This is a genomic window from Mesorhizobium sp. M7A.F.Ca.MR.148.00.0.0 (assembly GCF_003997735.1).
GTDB lineage: Bacteria > Pseudomonadota > Alphaproteobacteria > Rhizobiales > Rhizobiaceae > Mesorhizobium.
In genome coordinates, this window is sequence record NZ_RZTB01000110.1 from 1 (window position 1) to 19,147 (window position 19,147).

The 19,147-nt window shown below is 59.0% G+C and carries 17 protein-coding genes and 3 pseudogenes; 17 read left to right on the plus strand and 3 right to left on the minus strand.

What is annotated here, in order from left to right; translation table 11 throughout:
- Positions 1-1,271 precede the first annotated feature (1,271 nt).
- Positions 1,272-2,504: an MFS transporter gene (locus tag EOB49_RS27195; RefSeq protein ID WP_126063819.1), complete on the plus strand. Its 1,233-nt coding sequence runs from the start codon at positions 1,272-1,274 to the stop codon at positions 2,502-2,504.
- A 261-nt stretch (positions 2,505-2,765) separates the two neighbouring features.
- On the opposite strand, the pseudogene EOB49_RS27200 reads toward EOB49_RS27195, so the two are convergent.
- Positions 2,766-3,797, minus strand: a pseudogene (locus EOB49_RS27200) (ChuX/HutX family heme-like substrate-binding protein); the annotation flags it as partial.
- A 586-nt stretch (positions 3,798-4,383) separates the two neighbouring features.
- On the opposite strand from EOB49_RS27200, the gene EOB49_RS27205 reads away from it, so the two are divergent.
- From EOB49_RS27205 to EOB49_RS27280, 15 genes and pseudogenes are all read left to right on the plus strand, one after another.
- Positions 4,384-4,704 (plus strand): iron-sulfur cluster assembly accessory protein, encoded by a 321-nt coding sequence (locus EOB49_RS27205; protein WP_127331214.1) that lies wholly within the window; start codon positions 4,384-4,386, stop codon positions 4,702-4,704.
- A gap of 17 nt (positions 4,705-4,721) precedes the next feature.
- On the plus strand, positions 4,722-5,042 hold the full coding sequence (locus EOB49_RS27210) for a hypothetical protein (protein WP_127331198.1): 321 nt from the start codon (positions 4,722-4,724) through the stop codon (positions 5,040-5,042).
- 12 nt (positions 5,043-5,054) lie between these two features.
- Positions 5,055-6,266 (plus strand): cysteine desulfurase NifS, encoded by a 1,212-nt coding sequence (nifS, locus tag EOB49_RS27215; RefSeq protein ID WP_063169388.1) that lies wholly within the window; start codon positions 5,055-5,057, stop codon positions 6,264-6,266.
- Between the two features lie 180 nt (positions 6,267-6,446).
- A complete protein-coding gene (nifW, locus tag EOB49_RS27220) occupies positions 6,447-6,827 on the plus strand; it encodes a nitrogenase stabilizing/protective protein NifW (protein ID WP_127331200.1) in 381 nt (126 codons plus the stop codon).
- Positions 6,828-7,012: 185 nt separating this feature from the next.
- Positions 7,013-7,864, plus strand: a complete 852-nt coding sequence (locus EOB49_RS27225) for an electron transfer flavoprotein subunit beta/FixA family protein (RefSeq protein WP_024505238.1) — start codon at positions 7,013-7,015, stop codon at positions 7,862-7,864.
- 16 nt (positions 7,865-7,880) lie between these two features.
- Positions 7,881-8,990: an electron transfer flavoprotein subunit alpha/FixB family protein gene (locus EOB49_RS27230; RefSeq protein WP_024505237.1), complete on the plus strand. Its 1,110-nt coding sequence runs from the start codon at positions 7,881-7,883 to the stop codon at positions 8,988-8,990.
- A gap of 10 nt (positions 8,991-9,000) precedes the next feature.
- Complete coding sequence (locus EOB49_RS27235; protein ID WP_024505236.1) at positions 9,001-10,305, plus strand: FAD-binding protein; 1,305 nt, start codon at positions 9,001-9,003, stop codon at positions 10,303-10,305.
- Positions 10,306-10,317: 12 nt separating this feature from the next.
- Positions 10,318-10,617 (plus strand): ferredoxin family protein, encoded by a 300-nt coding sequence (locus tag EOB49_RS27240; protein ID WP_024505235.1) that lies wholly within the window; start codon positions 10,318-10,320, stop codon positions 10,615-10,617.
- Between the two features lie 270 nt (positions 10,618-10,887).
- Positions 10,888-11,589, plus strand: a complete 702-nt coding sequence (locus EOB49_RS27245) for an alpha/beta fold hydrolase (protein WP_281058118.1) — start codon at positions 10,888-10,890, stop codon at positions 11,587-11,589.
- Between the two features lie 674 nt (positions 11,590-12,263).
- A pseudogene (locus tag EOB49_RS27255) lies at positions 12,264-12,367 on the plus strand (helix-turn-helix domain-containing protein); the annotation flags it as partial.
- Between the two features lie 273 nt (positions 12,368-12,640).
- Positions 12,641-14,122: a nitrogenase cofactor biosynthesis protein NifB gene (nifB, locus tag EOB49_RS27260; RefSeq protein WP_127382811.1), complete on the plus strand. Its 1,482-nt coding sequence runs from the start codon at positions 12,641-12,643 to the stop codon at positions 14,120-14,122.
- Between the two features lie 26 nt (positions 14,123-14,148).
- Positions 14,149-14,343, plus strand: a complete 195-nt coding sequence (locus tag EOB49_RS27265; RefSeq protein WP_024505232.1) for a 4Fe-4S binding protein — start codon at positions 14,149-14,151, stop codon at positions 14,341-14,343.
- Positions 14,344-14,428: 85 nt separating this feature from the next.
- Positions 14,429-14,749 carry a nitrogen fixation protein NifZ gene (locus tag EOB49_RS27270; protein ID WP_024505231.1) on the plus strand — a complete coding sequence of 107 codons (321 nt, stop codon included), beginning with the start codon at positions 14,429-14,431 and terminating at the stop codon, positions 14,747-14,749.
- On the plus strand, positions 14,746-14,958 hold the full coding sequence (gene nifT, locus EOB49_RS27275; RefSeq protein WP_024505230.1) for a putative nitrogen fixation protein NifT: 213 nt from the start codon (positions 14,746-14,748) through the stop codon (positions 14,956-14,958). The genes EOB49_RS27270 and nifT overlap by 4 nt, the downstream gene beginning before the upstream one ends.
- A 34-nt stretch (positions 14,959-14,992) precedes the next feature.
- Positions 14,993-15,886: an SIR2 family protein gene (locus EOB49_RS27280; protein ID WP_127331208.1), complete on the plus strand. Its 894-nt coding sequence runs from the start codon at positions 14,993-14,995 to the stop codon at positions 15,884-15,886.
- A 306-nt stretch (positions 15,887-16,192) separates the two neighbouring features.
- Here EOB49_RS27280 and EOB49_RS27285 read toward each other — a convergent pair whose 3' ends face one another.
- Entirely contained in the window at positions 16,193-16,759 is a 567-nt protein-coding gene (locus EOB49_RS27285) for a sugar O-acetyltransferase (RefSeq protein ID WP_024505228.1), read from the minus strand.
- A gap of 587 nt (positions 16,760-17,346) precedes the next feature.
- A pseudogene (nifA, locus tag EOB49_RS27290) lies at positions 17,347-18,390 on the minus strand (nif-specific transcriptional activator NifA); the annotation flags it as partial.
- A gap of 62 nt (positions 18,391-18,452) precedes the next feature.
- Between nifA and EOB49_RS27295 the strand changes: the two are divergent.
- On the plus strand, positions 18,453-18,680 hold the full coding sequence (locus tag EOB49_RS27295) for a hypothetical protein (protein WP_127331210.1): 228 nt from the start codon (positions 18,453-18,455) through the stop codon (positions 18,678-18,680).
- Positions 18,681-19,147: the final 467 nt, after the last annotated feature.

Sequence of the window (19,147 nt, forward strand, 5' to 3'; positions counted from 1 at the left end):
GAATGTAGAAAGCTAGACACCGACTTGGAGCAACTCAACTGGTGGGATCGCTAGCCGATCATGTGCCCGGGGAGCATCCAGTTCGAAAGCTTGCGCTAAGCGGCTTGGTGACTTGGCCGAGGTCACCAGGTGGAAATGACCAACACTTGGGGTAAGCCTAGTGGCGCTCCCCTCGATGATGTCTGGCGGGGTGGTTAGCCGCCTCCGTGGGACAAGATCAGTCTACACGAATGGACTATAGCCTCTCCTCGCCTGCCTCATTGGCCGTCCTTCAGAGCCGGCCACACGAGCTTTTGTCTTTCAGCAGGGCGTTTTTCTCGCCAGCTACAGAGCCACACCGACGCCATTAATGAGCGTCCAGTCGACGGGTTGGATGGCCCTGTCCATCTTGCCCAGCACCTTGGCTTCGCATTTGCCGGTGCGGCGGAAGCCTTCAAGACGCAGTTCTTGACCTTCTCCAGATCAGCCTCGGACGGATATCGGCAAGGGTTCAGCTCGTCCTTTTGAACTTGCGCATCTTCGTGTTGGCCAACCCCAGGCCGCCCGACATATTTGCGGTCTATCCGGCACCTCAACTTCGAACAACCTTGCGGCAAGCTCTTGGGATAGCCCACGCTCGTGCCTCCACCACCCGCTCAGCAGAGCCAGATTTGTCGTTGATGGCACGGAACTTGCGCAGTCATTCGCAGATGCGTCACGGACCGAGAGTGTCGTCCCATGAATTCGATCACCAAAAAGGCCGCCCGACGTTGCTGGGACCGCCTGCAATTACCTTATCCCAGAATTGGGAGCAACGGCTTCAAAAGGGATAACTCATCACCTCAATTTTGTCGATCGCGCGGCCATCGAACCGCAGCCATCCATCAGACTTCCGCCTCGTTGCACTCATTGCGACCGCCTTGGTGCTTGCGACAACCGCTCAATTCTGGCTGCCAGGATAACCACATATGGCGACGGAACTTCCTGCTTCAAAGCAATATAGAGATCGTCGATCATCCCCCCATCAAGGCCTCGATCGAGGACACCGCGTTCGGCTTGCTTGGTTCGCAGTGAACAGACCGCACTTCACGAATGCGATCGATGCGACCGCGCCGAGAACTCTCCCGCATTGTCGACGGTTGGGTCCGTCGGCCCTCCGATGAGGCCTCGGATGCGTCGGGCGCCGAGGCCTCGACTGATGCCGACTGGCCGCCGCCGGAAGGTCTCGCGGCTTTGATCCCCGGCGATGTAGCCACCCCTGCTGCAACAGCTCCTAGCCGGAGAACTCATTCATGACCGAATCGGCGACAGATTTAGTGGACGCGGCTTTGTTCGACCGAGATCGGCTTGACCCAGAAAGTCCATATCAACGTTCTGGCCCTGCATGGGGTGCCATCATTTCGCTTTCCTTCGGCACCTTCGGGCTTGTGACGGCAGAGTTTCTGCCCGCCAGCGTTCTGACACCGCTCGCGCATGATCTCCGTATCACCACGGGCACGGCTGGACAGGCGCTAACAGCGACCGCAATCGTCGCGGCGATCTCGGCACCGATAATCGCCATCGTGACAAAGCGTCTGGACCGCAGGGTCGTCATCTGGGCGATGACGCTCCTGCTGATCCTGTCGAACGTTCTGGCAGAGGTTGCGGGGTCGCTGCCGGTTTTGCTGGCGGCACGCGTCGTCCTTGGCATATCGCTTGGTGGTTTTTGGTCAATTTCGGCAGCGTTGGCGATGCGGCTGGTTCCAAGTCACCTCATGCCGCGCGCCATGTCGATCATCCTCACCGGCGTTTCTGTCGCCTCCGTCTGCGCGGCTCCAATCGGCGCTTATGTCGGTGACATTTGGGGATGGCGAGCCTCGTTCAAGGTCGCCGCAATCGTGAGTGCCGTTGCGCTGCTCGTGCAACTCGTAACCATTCCGCCACTGCCTCCGATCGAAGTGCGCAGATTCCGCAGTCCGCTGGATGTCGCGAAGAATCCGGCGATGAAGGTTGCGGTGCTAGTCGTGCTATTGGTCGCTTCCGGCCATTTTGCCAGCTTCGCCTACATCCGCGCCTTTCTCGAGAGCGTTCCTGCGCTCGAAAAGAAGTCAATCCCGCTCGTGTTCCTTGCTTTTGGCACGGCCGGCGTCTTCGGCAATTTAGCCGGCGCATTCCTCACCAAACACAGTCTCAAGGCGGTCGCGGCCCTGCCGCCCCTGCTCATTGCCGTAGCCGCTGTCTCGCTCCTGACCATGGGAGCATCGGCCTTGACCTCGGCAATTGCAGTTGCCGTATGGGGCTTTGCTTTTGGCGCGGTCCCGGTCGGATTGCAGACATGGATGGTGCTACGCGCCGCTCCGAAACAGGCCGAGAGCGCTGGTGTACTGATGGTCATAACCTTCCAAGTGGCCATCGCAGCCGGCACAACTTTCGGTGGCCTATTGGTGGATCACACGGGTATTGCCAGTGTCTTTGTCTACAGCGCGGTTGCCACGTTCCTCGCTGTCTTGACAGTATTTTTGCTCGGCCCGAACCGCAAAACCTGACCGCCTGGTGGGGAGTGACGGTCGGCGGCGTTCACGCTATTGTCACCTCTGAGCTCGGCCCAAAGGCCGCGGCTTCGTCGTAACCATGCGGTCGATGGGGCAGCGCCAAATTGCTTCCTGCTCATCGCGTTGCGATAATACAGCGCGCTTATTGCGTCATCGTGTCCCCGGTCTCGGCTTCAATGCCCGGCTACTGGCTGCGGAGGCAGATGGGCGCCGGCGTCCCACCGACGACGATCGGTCTTTTCTCATGTAGCTGTCGGGGAAACGAGGCAGGTTTTCCGCCAGAACCCGCCAGTCGTCGCGCTCGCGTTCGCCTTCCTTGCGCGCACCGAACAACTGGATGATGATCTTGCCGTCGGACCCATATGCTTCGAGCGAGGTGACGTGACTGTCATTGGTCGGCTTGCGCACGGCCCAAACCTCACGGATTTGGTGGGTCCTGAGATGCAGCCGGAACGTTTCGTCCAGCACATGGATGCACGGCCCGATCTGCTTGACCGACTTGATTAAGCCGGAATGGGTCTGGATAGAACCTCGGTTGCCGACGAAGCACATGATCGGCAATTCGTCTTCGGCCGCACGCTGGAGCACGGCGCCAACTGCGGCATTGTCGAGCAGCCAAGCGTAATCCTGGCCGACCATGCGCAAAGCCTGGCAGCGGCTGAGCTTGAGCGTCTTTAGAAGGTTGACGTCAGTCAGCCGGCTCCAGGACTCGCGTAGGTCGTCCACCGTGCCGGCCCAGTCCGCAGTCCTCGCCCCCAGGTCGGCTACTCTCGCCTTAAGCGACATGGTCGGCTCCTGGTTGGCGGATACGAGCTCGGCCACCAGCTTTCGATAGGCATGAAGGTTGGAGACCGGCCTGAGATGCACCTTATGCACTGCTGCGCCGGCGGCGTCGAAGAATTGCAAACTGCGCTGGATTCCGCCGCGATGGCGCCTTTCAACAGCGAAACCATACCTCCAAGCCTGCGGGAAGACGCGAAGGTCGAATTCGTCACCAAGGACCATGGCGTGATTGTTGCCGGTTATCACTCTGTTGAAGACGCTAATCTTTTCGTGCACGGCACCTTGATTGCGGGTCAGCGCCGTCACTTCGCCCACGAATTCGAGGCCCGTCAGAAGGTGATTGATGCGCGGGTCGATGCGTGCCGCGCCGAAACCGCAATGGGCCGCGACCAGTTCCGCTTCCGAAATGGCCAATTGGGCGGCGAAATCACGCGCGGGAATGTTCGGACAGACTTCCCACGCACGCCGGATTTCGTTGGGCGACCGCTTCTTGCGCTGATCCATGTTTTTACCCCTGCCCCGTTCTTCTTTTGACGATCGATCGAAAAACGGGCCTCAGGGGTGTGCACGGCGGACGCGATCGATCGTCAGGCACATGCCAGTCGAATCCTGTCTCCGGGCGGTCAGCGGCCAATCGCCGGTAGAGAGCGATTGTTGGGTGGTCGGCGCCAATCGGCCGATCGAGCATTCGGGTACCACCGGCGGTGCTGCTTTCCCACTTAAGGCGGGTCTGATGGATCATATTGCTTCCCTTCGTTCTTCGATTGCGAGGGCAACCCAAAGGTGAATCGGCCGGCAATTTTGCCGCCGCAACGAAGGCTTCACAAAAATCGTGCCAGTTGCTCCGCGGCAAGCTCTGAACATCTTTGGCTCTGTTCATTGCTTTACGCGTGAGTGCATCGCGAACTCAGGCGCCCTTCCTGTGACGCGGACGCGACAAACCCGACAGTAAGTGTCGGTTGTCGGACGTCTCCCCAGCAATCGAGCATAAGAGACGTCGGGATGTCCTACGGTTTTTGACACGTCTTCCCTTTGGCACGGTCCATGCGAGATGATCCGCGAAAACGCCGGACCGAGGAGAAATCGAGCCATGATTACGCTCACCGACAACGCTGTTGCCGCCATCAAGGCCGCTCTTTACCGCGCCAGCGAGCCGGCGGAAGGATTTCGCATCATGGTCCATGCCGGCGGCTGCACCGGCTTCCAATACTCAATGGGCCTGGAGAGCGTCTCACGTGAGGGCGATGCGATCATCGAGCGAGATGGGCTCAAGGTGTTCATGGATAGAGGCTCCCAACCCCATGCCGCCGGCATGACCGTGGACTTCGTCAATGGGCTCGAAACATCCGGCTTTGTTTTCGATAACCCCAATGCGCGTGAGACGTGCGGCTGCGGCAAGTCCTGCAAATGATTGCGAGGGAACAGGCTATGTTCGACAATAGCGACGCCAAGGAATACTGCGTCGAACCGGTAACCGCCGGCGCTCTGGAACCGGCCGACACGCACTGTCGGCCCGGAACAATTGCGTTCGGTGATGCGCCAAATCGCGATCATCGATCGTTGCCGTGGGCAAGCAAACAAAATTGCCCGAAACAGCTGAATTCCCGGCGGATGCCGCCACCAAAGGGCAATGTCGACAGCGACCGGTCAGCCAAGCCATCGCTCGCCCGGCCGCCCACCTTACCAGATACGATATGCGCCAGAGGTTCAATGGCCGCCCGCCTACCCTTGAATCATTTCAGCAGTTGAAGGATCACTCCCATGAACCCTGTCTATCTCGACAACAACGCAACGACGCGGGTTGATCCTGCAGTCGTTGGAGCGATGTTGCCTTTCTTTACGGAGCAATTTGGCAATCATTCGTCCATGCACGCCTATGGCGCATCGGTTGCTGAAGCCGTGAGAAAGGCGAGGCAACAGTTGCAAGCCCTCATCGGCGCGGGATTCGAGGACGAGATCATCTTCACCTCGGGCGGGACTGAAAGCGACAGTACAGCCATCCTTTCGGCGCTGGAGGTGATGCCCGACCGAACGGAAATAGTGACTTCCGCGGTTGAACATCCGGCCGTTCTGAAGTTGTGCGCGCACCTTGAGAAGACGCGCGGCGTCAAGGTGCACATTATCCCAGTCGATCACTACGGCCGGCTCGACCTGGACGCCTACAGAACCGCCCTCACCCCACAAGTGGCAATCGTCTCGATAATGTGGGCGAACAATGAGACCGGTACGATCTTTCCCGTGGTTAAGCTTGCCGATCTAGCCAGGGAAGTCGGCGCGCTTTTCCACACTGATGCAGTGCAGGCGGTCGGAAGGCTTCCGATTGAGCTGAAATCGACCGCGATCGACATGCTGTCGCTCTCCGCCCACAAGCTGCATGGTCCAAAGGGGATAGGCGCGCTTTATGTAAGACGTGGCGTGCGCTTCTCCTCCATGATCAAGGGTGGGCACCAAGAGCGCGACCGGCGTGCAGGCACTGAAAACACACCCGGCATAGTCGGACTGGGCATGGCGGCCGAACTCGCCTTGAAATTCATGGACGAGACAAAACGAATAAAATGGTTGCGCGACCGCCTTGAGAACGGGATCATCCAGCGCATCCCAAACACATCCATCAACGGCGATCCGCAAGAGCGATTGCCAAACACTGCAAACATTGGATTCGAAGGTATCGAAGGCGATGCAATTCCAATTGTCCTGAGCCGGCTGGGAATCGCCTGTTCCGCCGGGTCCGCCTGTGCCTCTGGCTCACTGGAACCGAGCCATGTTCTGATCGCTATGAACGCGGCATGTGGGGCAGTCCGCTTCTCCTTGTCGCGTGACAACGGCGAAGATGACGTAGACCGCGTGCTTGAGGTCCTGCCTGCGATCACCGAGAAGCTACGGGCCGTTCCCAGTGCTGGACTGTGCGGGCGAGGTGCAGAACAGCTTCATTCCGGCCCGGGTCCGAGCGGCACAATAGCCGACGAGCCGTGAGGTCTTCCTCAACGTGACGACCCTGCGCAAGGAGAGCAGTCAAACTCGGGGTCGCCTTCACCACTTCAAGAAGAGCTTGAGATCGCCAAGTCTCTTGCCCAGCCGCCGTGCCAGAGGTCGGCACGCCGTCAGCAATGTCACCAATGCATCGACACCACAATTTCGCGCCGGGAGAATACAATGAACTGCTCCGCTGATAGCCGCCCGATCGATCGCACCGATATCCTAGCGCGACTGAAGGGCCTGTCGGCCGCGGAGGACTTCTTCGCCTGCCTTGACGTCTCCTACGACCCGAAAGTGATGAATGTCTCGCGGCTCCATATCATGAAGCGCGTGGGCCAATACCTTGCCGAAGAAGATTTCTCCGGTCTGCCTAACCAGGTAATCGCCGCGCGGGTGCGCGCCAAGCTGGAACGCGCCTACGAAGATTTCGCGACTTCCCCGCCGCTCACGCAACGTGTGTTCAAGGTGCTAAGGGACCACGATCCAAACATATGTCCCGCACCTGGCCGCGCCTTCGTCCCGCTCGACTCTGCACTGAAGCGGTTCGGAAAGTATTGAGCCCGACACGGCTGCGACGCGACAATGTCGAGAAGTCGACAAATCCAGTCCTCATGACGCCTCCTCGGAAGCAAACGAAGCCACCTTCTGGAATAGAGGCAGGAAGACGACTTGGCATGAACGATGCAGGCAATGAGGTGAACCGCCAAGCACGAATCCGGACTGGGAGCTTAGAGAAACCGCCAATGCATATCGTAGTCTGCATCAAGCAGGTGCCGGATTCGGCACAGATCCGCGTGCACCCGGTGACGAACACGATCATGCGTCAGGGTGTTCCGACCATCATCAATCCTTACGACCTGTTCGCCCTCGAAGAAGCGCTCAAACTGCGCGACGTTCATGGTGGCGAGGTTACTGTGCTCACAATGGGTCCGCCCATGGCGGAGGACTCGCTGCGAAAGGCGCTCGGTTACGGTGCTGACCGAGCAGTTCTCTTGACGGACCGCTATTTTGCCGGATCCGATACGCTGGCGACTTCCTTTGCTCTTTCGCAAGCAATCGCAAAAATTGGGGAGACTTTCGGCAGGCCGGACATCGTCTTCACCGGCAAGCAGACGATTGACGGCGATACCGCCCAGGTCGGACCGGGCATAGCCAAGCGCCTAGATTTATCGCAACTTACCTATGTCGCGAAGATTGCCTCCATCGACCGCGATACGCGAGAGATCGAAGTCGCGCGTCGCGCCGAAGGCGGCACCCAGTTGCTGAAGAGCAGACTCCCTTGCCTCATTACAATGCTGGAAGACACCAACGAAATCCGCCGGGGCTCGCTCCAGCAGGCTCTGTGCGCGGCGCGCAGCCAAGTCGTGAAGTGGACTGCAGCCGACGCCGGCATTGACGATCTCACCCGGTGCGGTCTGCGTGGCTCGCCTACAGTCGTCAAGCGTGTTTTCGCCCCCACCGCACGGGCAGAAAGGGCGGCGCAGATCGACACCGCGGAAAGGGGCTTGCAGGACATAGCCGATGAACTCATCGCCGATATCTTAACCCGCCGGCCGGCGCTGGAACATGAGCTGGCCTTCAACAGCGGCACGTGACGGCCAGGAGCAGAAAATGTCGACCGCAAGCCAAACTACCCCTCGCATTGCCCCCGGCCGTGCCGGTGTAAAGAAAGAACTTCCCGACCGTTTCAAAGACTACCGGCACGTGTGGGTCTTCCTCGAGCTCGAACGCGGCAATGTGCATCCTGTATCATTCGAACTGCTGGGCGAAGGCCGCAAATTAGCCGACAAGCTTGAAGTCCAGCTCGCGGGCGTCGTGCTGGGACCGCCGGGCGAGATGGTCGAGGACGCTGTTGCCGAGGCCTTCGCTTACGGGGCGGATCTTGTCTACATCGTCGATGCGCCGCCGCTCGCCGACTACCGGAACGAGCCGTTCGCCAAGGCGCTCACGGATCTGGTCAATACCCATAAACCCGAAATCCTCCTTCTCGGCGCGACCACACTGGGCAGGGATCTTGCAGGCTCGGTAGCGACGACCCTGCAGACGGGGCTCACGGCCGACTGCACCGAACTTGATGTAGATTCCGACGGTTCACTCGCCGCGACCCGTCCGACTTTTGGTGGCTCATTGTTGTGTACGATCTATACACTAAATTACCGGCCGCAAATGGCGACGGTGCGACCAAGGGTCATGCCTATGCCGCAACGGGTGGATAAGCCGGTCGGGCGTGTCATGCGGCACAAGCTGTCGCTCGTTGAGGACGATATCGTCACCAAAGTCCTCGGCTTCCTACCGGATAACCAGTCGGCAATGGCAAATCTTGCCTATGCGGATGTCGTGGTTGCGGGAGGCCTCGGTCTCGGAGCGGCGGAGAACCTTCAGCTTGTGAAGAATCTTGCCCGAGCGATCGGCGCCGAGCATGGCTGTTCGCGCCCCTTGGTCCAGAAGGGCTGGATGCCGGCTGATCGACAGATTGGACAAACTGGCAAGACCATTCGACCGAAGCTTTACATCGCGGCCGGAATTTCCGGCGCCATCCAGCACCGAGTTGGGGTCGAGGGGGCCGATCTCATCGTCGCGATCAACACCGATCCGAACGCGCCGATTTTCGAGTTCGCCCACCTCGGGATCGTCACGGATGCAATCCGCTTCCTGCCCGCACTGACGGAAGCCTTCACCCGGCGGCTGTCGCCGCACAGTCGAGACAAGCTTGCGAGTTGAGGGAGAGGACATGATTGAACAATTCGATGCCATTGTGGTCGGAGCCGGCATGTCTGGAAACGCAGCTGCTTACACTTTGGCAAGCCAGGGGCTGAAGGTACTGCAGTTGGAGCGCGGGGAATATCCGGGCTCTAAGAACGTCCAGGGTGCCATAATGTACGCGAACATGCTGGAGAAGATCATCCCGGACTTCCGGGATGATGCGCCCCTCGAGCGGCACCTGGTCGAACAGCGACTTTGGGTGATGGACGACACGTCTCACACCGGAATTCATTACCGGTCGGACGACTTCAATGAGGCGAAACCCAACCGCTACACGATCATCCGCGCCCAGTTCGACAAATGGTTTTCCCGCAAGGTGCGCGAGGCTGGCGCGACGGTCCTGTGTGAGACGACCGCGACGGAACTCGTCCGTGATGGCAATGGCAAGGTGATCGGCGTCCGCACAGACCGGGCTGGCGGAGTGGTCTTCGCGAATGTGGTCGTTCTCGCAGAAGGGGTGTCGGGATTGCTTGGCACTCGCGCAGGCCTGCGCGAGATGCCGAAGCCGGAGACCGTGGCGCTTGCCGTCAAGGAAATGCATTTCTTGCCCGAAGAGGTCATTGGCCAGCGGTTCGGTGTCAAGGGCGATGAAGGCTGCGTAATCGAGGCCGTGGGCACGATCTCTCGCAGCATGGCCGGGCTCGGCTTCCTTTACACCAATAAGGAGTCGATTTCACTCGGCATCGGCTGCCTGGTCTCGGATTTCGCCGCGACGATGGAGAGCCCGTCCGCCCTCCTGGATGCGATGAAAAACCATCCTTCGATCCGGCCGCTGATCGCTGGCTCGGAGGTGAAAGAATATGCCGCCCATCTTATCCCCGAAGGTGGTTACAGGGCCATTCCGCAGCTCTTCGGCGACGGTTGGGTCATCGTCGGCGACGCAGCGCAACTGAACAATGCCATTCACCGTGAGGGTTCGAACCTTGCCATGACCTCGGGTCGCGTCGCGGCTGAGGCGATCATCAAAGTCAAAAGCCGCAACGGTCCTATGACCAAAGCGAACCTTGCGCTCTACAAGACGATGCTGGATGACTCCTTTGTGATCAAGGATCTTAAGAAATACAAGGACATGCCAGCCTTACTCCACACCAATTCCAGCAACTTTTTTGACAGCTATCCGCGGTTGATGTCGCATGCCGCTCAGAACTTCATGCGTGTCGACGGCACGCCGAAGATCGAGAAGGAAAAGAACACCACGGCCGCCTTCATCAACGCGCGCTCGCGCTGGGGGTTGGTCAGCGACGCGGTCCGCCTGGCATTGGCATGGCGCTGAAGAGGGTACAAGATGACGATCGCAGTGACGAAGGTTCGTGTCGAGGACAAACTTTACCAGAACCGCTATCTGGTCGATTCCGGCCGCCCCCATATCATAGTGCGACCGCACGACAAGCCAAGCGCGAACTTGCTTGCCTTGACCTACGTCTGTCCGGCGAAATGCTATGAGTTGAATGACAAGGGTCAAGTCGAGATCACCGCCGACGGCTGCATGGAATGCGGCACCTGCCGGATATTGTGCGAGAAAGGCGGCGACATCGAGTGGAACTATCCGCGCGGCGGCTTTGGTGTCCTGTTCAAGTTCGGATGATCAGCCGGTGCCAAGAGCATGCCGGCAGCGAGCAACTGCGGCACACCATGAGCCTCTCCATCCACTTGCAAAGAGCTAGTGAATATTGGGTTTCGCAATTCAAGTTTCCTCGACTTGGTAGGGGTATCCTCAGGCCACGGGGCGCCTGTGCCGGACTTACCACCGGTAACGTGGTCGAGCCCCTTTGGACAATGTCCGGCCATCGTGCCGGATGGCAGCCACAACGGCCGGTGAGCAAATGGAACGGCACAATCCGTGATAAAAACGTATGTGCTAGTGCATGGTGCCTGGCATGGCGGATGGTGTTGGCGGGACGTGGCCGCCAATCTTCGTAAGATGGGATACCACGTGACCACGCCTACCCAGACAGGTGTCGGCGAACGCGCACATTTGCTGTGCAAGGACATCACGCCCGACACATTCGTGACCGACATCGTCAACCACATTGTAACGGAAGAGCTGAGCGATGTGATCCTTGTCGGTCACAGTCTAGGCGGCATCAGCATCACCGGCGCCGCCGACCGGATACCCGACCATATCAGCCATCTCGTTTATCTCGACGGCGCCATCGTCGAGAGCGGTCAAAGTGTATTCAGTACCATGCCCCCCGACATCGTCGCCGCCCGTCGAAAATTGGTTGCGGAGGAAGGACGGGGTATCTTCATGCCGACTCCGCCGCCAACAGCATTCGGCATTCCCGAGGGACACTCGCTCACGGACTGGGTGCGGCGCCGGATAACACCGCATCCGGCAGGCACCTACGAAAGCGGACTTAAGCTCGAGCACCCGCTCGGCAACGGCAGACCCCGAACCTATGTCGTCTGCACTAATCCACTCCACCCGCCGATGGCGGGAGCGCGAGAATGGGTCGCAAAGCAGGATGGCTGGGCGTGGCAGGAACTCGCCACTGGCCACGACGCAATGATCCTCGCGCCGACGGAAGTTGCTCTCCTTCTTAGCGCTGTCGGCTGAGGAACCAAGTAGGGGGAACGGCGGCCGATTCTCAGGCCGTGGCCTTGAGCTCTGGTGCAAGGATGTAGGCCCAACGGGTCGTTCCGGTGGCGCCACCGAAACCACTAGGCGGGAGTGGCCTGTCCTGCCGACGTCGCAAGCTTGCGAGCGTTCCGCCGCGGCCGCAGCCCGTAGCGCCGGGCAACCTCCGAGATCACCGCGTCGGCTCCAGGGTCTCGGAGATGACTCCGTGCCTTGTCGTCCATCGACCAATGCCGCCGACCAACAGCGCCGTTGATCACCCTCGAAAACGCCGAGGCTGCCGCTCAGGGTCAATCGTAAGTTCAAGTTCAGACACAAGCCGATCTCCGATCCACCTCAGAATCGGCAGGCCCACAGATCGCGGGTCCTCCTGGAAGGACACAGCGCTTACCCTTGAAATATGGAGAACCATGGCTTTGCGCCGTCGGCAGTTGAGCTGATCTCGCAATGCTATTTCCCCGGCAACGTCCGCGAGCCGGAGAACTGCGTGCTTGGCGTTCTCCTCTGGATGGAACCAATCTTTCGGAACGTGGCAATGTCATCGACGAGCTCTCACGGGCCAGCACGATGCCGGTTCGGCGCATCGGCGCCCGCCTGAACACGAGATGGGCACTTGCGATTCTAACGATACGGCCGGACGGGGGCTGGGACCGCGGCGGACGGAGCGTGACGGCTGATCGACACAATGGAGAAGGCCGGCTGGGTTCAGGCTAATGCGGCTCGAATTCTCGGCCTCAAGCTGCGACAAGTCGGCTAGGCGATACGCCGGCATAGTATCGAGGTGAAGGAACTTCTAAGAGCCTGATGAGCCAATCGTCAGGCCAGTGGTCTTGCGCGCCCTGTGCGCGACAAGGAGTGCTTCGTGCTTCTGAACGGATTTGGACTTGCACTGTCGCAAGCAGGACAAAATTGTGTCGCGCCGGCCTGACACAATGCGATATCGACCCGAATAGTGAACTGAAGCCGCTTTTTTCAGTTGGTATGGCTCTTGCACCTTGAACCGCGACGTTACCAGCAACGGAGCCGTTTGATGTCCTCACCGACAGTTTCGATTGAGGGGCCGACTAGCACGACATCCGAGGGTTTTCTGGCAGCCGCGAAATCCGGTGGCTGCGCATCGTCTTCCTACGGCTCGTCGCCGACCAGCCCGGGCGAAGGGGATCCGGCTATTTGGGAAAGGATCAAGGATCACCCCTGCTTTTCGGAGGAAGCGCATCATTATTTCGCGCGTATGCATGTGGCGGTCGCGCCGGCTTGCAATGTCCAGTGCAACTATTGCAATCGCAAATACGATTGCGCCAACGAGAGCCGGCCTGGTGTTGTGTCTGAGAAGTTGACGCCCGACCAAGCGCTACGCAAGGTCATCGCCGTTGCCAACAAAGTTCCGCAGCTTTCGGTTCTTGGCATCGCTGGGCCGGGGGATGCCTGTTACGATTGGGAGAAAACGAAGGCAACGTTCGACCGCGTCATCAGGGAAATCCCCGACATAAAGCTGTGCGTCTCCACTAATGGGCTCGTGCTGCCGGACCATGTCGCCGAGCTTGCCGAAATGAATGTTGATCACGTGACGATCACCATCAACATGGTCGACCCGGAAGTCGGCGCGAAGATCTATCCATGGATCTTTTATGAAAATCGCCGCTACTTCGGCATCGAAGCCGCTCGAATCTTGCACGCGCGGCAGATGCTGGGCCTGGAGATGCTGAGCGCGCGCGGCATCCTCACCAAAATCAACTCGGTGATGATTCCTGGAGTGAACGACCAGCACCTGTTTGAGGTGAACAAAATGGTCAGGGAGCGGGGCGCGTTTCTGCACAACGTGATGCCTCTGATTTCGGACCCGGCGCACGGTACCCACTACGGACTCATCGGGCAGCGCGGCCCAACGGCAACGGAGATGATGGCTCTTCAGGATCGACTTGAAGGTGGCGCCAAGTTGATGCGCCACTGCCGGCAGTGCCGGGCAGATGCTGTCGGCCTGCTCGGTGAAGATCGTGGCCAGGAATTCACGCTGGACGGGATTCCCGACGATGTCGCCTACGATGCTGGCCAGCGTCAGGCCTATCGGCAGGTGGTCGCACACGAGCGCCGTGATCATGAGGCGGCGAGGAGCGAGGCCATCGGTATGGTCAAGGCAACAGACTCCGAAAAGTCGCTTCTGGTTGCGGTGGCCACTAAGGGAGGTGGACGGGTCAACGAACACTTCGGCCACGCGAAGGAATTCCAGGTTTATGAAGTCTCGCCTAGAGGGATCAGCCTGGTCGGGCATCGGAAGGTCGAGCGGTATTGCCTCGGAGGCGGGGGCGAAGACGCCATCCTCGAGGGCGTCATCGCAGCGCTCGAAGGCATACACATAGTGCTATGCGCCAAGATCGGAAATCGCCCGAAGGAACAACTCTCGCGAGCTGGACTGCGCGTAACCGACGCCTATGGCCATGACTACATCGAGACCGCAGTAAGCGCACTTTACGCGGCAGAGTTTGGGATCAGACCACTAGCGGCGACGGCCTGAGCCGTGTCCGATAACCAGGAGTTAGAATGGCTTTAAAGATCATCGCATCCCAATGTACCCAATGCGGGGCCTGCGAGTTCGAATGTCCTTCGGAAGCGATCAAGTTCAAGGGCGACGCCTATGTGATCGATCCAAACAAGTGCACCGAATGCAAGGAGGCCTTCGATACGCAGCAATGCGTGTCGGTCTGTCCGGTACCGAAAACCTGCGTTCCCGCTTGATTCCTACCGAAACGGTCGGGTTCGCAGCACGACGACGCCTGCAACCCGCGACCACAACAAAAGCCTCGAGAAAGGAATGGACAGCATGTGGTCCAGACGCGAACAGGAGGTGGAAATCGGCAGACCGCCACGGTTCATGCAGGGTGAGCGGGTCCGTGCGATACGCCACATAAAAAACGACGGCACTTATCCCGGCAAGGAGATCGGCGAAAACCTCGTGCGGAAGGGCGACGAAGGCTACGTGCGCGACATTGGAACCTTTCTCCAGCAATTCTTCATCTATGCGGTCGAATGGATCGATCGTGGCACGGTCGTCGGCATGCGAGCGCGCGAACTCATTAGCCTCGACAAAGTCGAGGTTCCCTGCGGAGCTGAAGGCATTTCCAACGGGGGAACAGCCGGATGAAAGTAATGATTCGCAGGACCGCTACTGGTTTGTCGGCTTATGTCCCCAAGAAGGATCTCGAAGAGCCGATCACCGAGATTGAGAACGCTGACTTATGGGGCGGGACCGTGACGCTCAGGAACGGTTGGCGGCTCATGCTGCCCGACCTTCCGCGCGACACGCGTTTGCCGATCACCGTCGAGGCGATGAAGATTTCCGACGGGGCCTGATGCCGGTGGGTTCAGTGGCGGAGAGGAAACGCGTATGAACACGATGCTGAGCTGGGACCATCTCGTCGTCGTCCGGGGCAGTTTTGCCAAAAAACTGATTGACCTGCTGAACGGCGCTCTCAAGGCCGATCGAGTGATCCCCTATCTCGGTCCTGGTCTTCTGCAGCTTAACCCACAGGAATCACCTGTACCTTGCACCCCTGAAGATGTCGCCGCGGCCCTCAACAAGCGGGCGCCTGCCCCTTCCAGGATTCGCACCAATATGTGGTCGGTCGCGCAGTTTATCGAGCAGCGCCGACATCGTCGGACTCTCCAAGCGTGGATGGCGGAGATATTCGCAGCCCCCGCCGAGCCGACCGTTCTTCACGCCTGGCTCGCAACCCTTCAACTGTCTGTCATCATCGACAGCTGGTACGATGGCGCCATGCGAGCAGCCCTTGCAGAGGCCGGCCAAACAGACGTTGTCGAGATACAAGGAACGACGCGCGCGACCGGAATCGGTAACATCTGGACGAGAACTTACGATTTGTCAGGAACAGAACTCGAGGCCGAGCAAGTGGCTAGGACGGTGCTCTATGCGCCGCACGGCAGCGTCAGGCCGGCGGCAAACTTCCTCGTGGCTGATTCCGATTACGTCGAAGTCCTAACCGAAATTGATATCCAGACGCCGATCCCGGACGCGGTGAAGCAACGGCGCGTCAACCGGGGTTTTTTCTTCGTGGGCTGCCGCTTCAACGATCAGATGCTGCGCACATATGCCAGACAGCTGATGAAGCGCTCCACTGGCCCACATTTTGCGGTGATCGATTCGGCTACGCTGACCAGAAACGAACGTCGTTTCCTTGCCGAAGGCGCAATCACGGTCATCGACATGCCGATCCGCAACGCCGCGGCTCGCCTCGTCGGGGTCGATGCTAGCCAGGATTAATGGCCAGCGATTGCTGGTGAGTCGCTGCTTGCCTCCAAGGGCGAAAACTCAGTTGGGAATACATTCGTGAGCAGTAATGCTAGTGGCAGCACAACGTAGGCTCTGAATTCGTTGGGCCATGTGAAAGGGTCCGCTGCTGCGGTACGTGAGCACGTTGCGGCGGCATTACGCACATGATCTTGTGACCCCCGTGGCAAAAGAACTGAAGCGCCCGAGTCGCGACAACATATGCAGCGCTCAATGGCTTCGACAAAAATTCGGCACAGTTTCGACAGTTCGCATGCACCTCCAGGGTCAACGAGGTGATTATGCCTGTTTATGTGGGTCGGCCACGCGAGCAGGAATTCCCACTACCTTTGCCCCGGCGGGAACATCTCGTGTGACCACGCAGCCAGCGCCTACCACTGCATTATCACCAATCGTGACGCCAGGCAGAATGATTGCTCCACCGCCGATCCAGACACGGCTGCCAATGTGAACAGGACGCCCGACCTGCAGGCCGGCCTGCCGCTGCTCGGCATCATGTGGATGATCGGCGGTATAAATCTGCACAGCAGGCCCAATTGCCGTTCCTTGCCCGATTTTGACCTCTACCACGTCAAGAATAACGCAGTTGAAGTTGATGTAGGCATTGGCTCCAATGCGGATATTGAATCCGTAGTCGCAAAAAAAGGGCGGACGGATGACCGTTCCGCGCCCAACCTCTCCCAGCCGCTCGGACAAAAGCTCATGCCAATGCCCCGTGGTCTGCCCCAGCGTATCATTGTACCGCTTGAGCCAAGCCCCGGTGGCCAACAGGTCAGCTTGGATCTCCGGATCCGCCGCATTGTAAAACTCGCCTGCGAGCATCTTTTCTTTTTGGCTACGCATCATAGTCTCCCGTCAGGTCGTGTCCCGTACAGTGATGCAGGAACGCACATCAAACTGCCTCGGCAACTTTGTAACTCGGTCTTGCCGGGCGCGCGGTCGGTCACGAGCCGGGGCGACAGTTTCGTCTCGACCAACTTCCGCGAATTTGGATATCGCAGATCAACCGGTCGCAGGGGCCAATACCTGACGAGGTCGGCAACTGTCCAGCGGTCGAACTCACTTTCATGCCCATCTCAGATTGCGTGATATCGAGCGGTAAGCCATCAGCTAATGTATCGACCAGGTCCCGCCAGCGGAGATCTGCGCGTCGCCTCTACGCATGCTGGCGTGTCACCAATGATACATCGATTATTTCTGGATTCCAGGCACGTCGAATTGATTTGCCCTTGCGGTGTAGAGCGAAGTTACTAGCCATAGGATTACTCCTCTTTAGTTTGTCAGTCGCAGAGCCCCAGTATGACTGCGTGGTAGAAAGCACACGGCCGGAATCTTGGGAGCGCTGTTCAAACCCACTTCGTAAGCCTGGCCGATGGGCTCGGCGCCAGAGCACCAATGCTTGGCCTGCTCCAGCTCTTGCTCGGCGGGTTTTTTCAGAGACGCTTGATCTCGATACCGCGTTTTCTCAGCACGTAGCCGATCTGGCGCGGGGTCAAACCGAGCAGGCGCGCCGCCTTTGCCTGCACCCAGCCACACTTTTCCATGGCAGCAATGACCGTATCGGCATCGGGCACCCTACCACGACTCGTGGCAGGGCCTATCGGCGCTTGCCCGTCGCCGACGGGCGGGGCGGCACAGGCGGCGGAAGGCTCGATCGTAGTCGACTTCTCTGACGTCGGCGGTCCGTTCTTCCACAGCGCCGCGGCCAAGCACTGATCCGCGTAACAGGCAAAGTCAGTTCTGAGGATTGATGGACCCGTCGCCAGAACTGCCGTCCGTTGAACGCAGTTTTCGAGCTCTCGGATGTTGCCTGGAAATTCGCAGTTCATTAGCACCTCAATCGCTTCGGGAGCGAAGGTCAGCGTGTGATCATTCTCAGTATTGAAATTCTTGAGAAACTGAGCGGCCAAGAGCGGAATATCACCTCGCCTTTCGCGCAATGCCGGCACGCGTAAAGTGACGACGTTGATGCGATAATAGAGGTCTTGCCGGAACTCCTTGCGTTGAACTGCCGTTTCCAAGTCCCTGTTCGTTGCGGCAATCACGCGAACATCAACTTTAATGGTGTGGTTGCTGCCGACGCGCTCAAACTCCTGCTCCTGCAGGACACGCAGCAGCTTAGCCTGGAACGAACCTGATATTTCGCCAATCTCGTCCAGAAACAATGTGCCTTTGTCGGCAGCCTCAAAGCGCCCCTTGCGCAAACTGCTCGCGTCGGTGAAGGCACCCTTCTCATGACCGAACAAGTCAGATTCCAGAAGCGTCTCGGTGAGCGCCGCGCAATTGACCTTGATGAAGGGCTGCTTGGCGCGAGGCGAGAGCTCGTGAATGGCTTTGGCAACCAGCTCCTTGCCGGTTCCGGATTCACCTCGCAACAGGACCGTAGTCTTCGCCTTGGCCACCTTGACAAGGTGCTCACGCAGCTTGCGCAGCGCCTGACTATCGCCAAGCATCTCCTTGCTGATCTTTTTACGTTCCATTTGGCAGCCCATCCCACTCCGCCACCCGCCGGTAGAACTGCACTGGACGGTGAGCTGTGTTGTATTTCGTCATCATCATTCTCGATCTCACCTTTGTTGCTTCGAAATTTCCGGCGCGCGGACGCCCTCGGCAATGGCAATGGCGCCTGAGCATCGTTGCCTTTCACCAGGACGAGCGTCTTCCTCCGCGCGGGCGCTCGCAGTATGCGGTTTGCGCAGGCCTTTACTCGACCGGTCGCTGTTCTGTCCGGCTTCTGCCGCACCGCAGCCTGCAAACTCATCCTTGACAAGAAAGGAGGGGAGTCAACCGAGCTCTCCTTGCATTTATGCAAGGAAAATTGTCAGTTTGATAGAATTCTATCAAAACGGCAGAAACGCCCCGCCCCCAGTTTGGCTGTATCTGCGGCGTTCAGCGTACGTGACGACATGTGCGGACTTGTCCCAATTGCCATCCGAGTTGTGCGGAACAGTAGCCGCTGCGCTGTCAACCGCGTGAGGCCGGAGACAGTAGAGACGGCGGCTCGTCGAGCGAGGGTTCATTGTTCGGCTACTAAACCGGCTGTCCTTTGGTGTTGGTTTCGCCCAAGTTCTGGGCCTGGGGGGCGTCTAGCCCGTTTCGCCGCACAGGCTCCTTCCACATCGTCGAGGCCGAGAAGGAGGGACCCCACAGCTCTCCCTGTATCACAATGCCCCGCCCCTCAAGCAGCTAGATACGACAGGTGACCTCAAATGAGGCGTCTTGCATGGCTTCTAC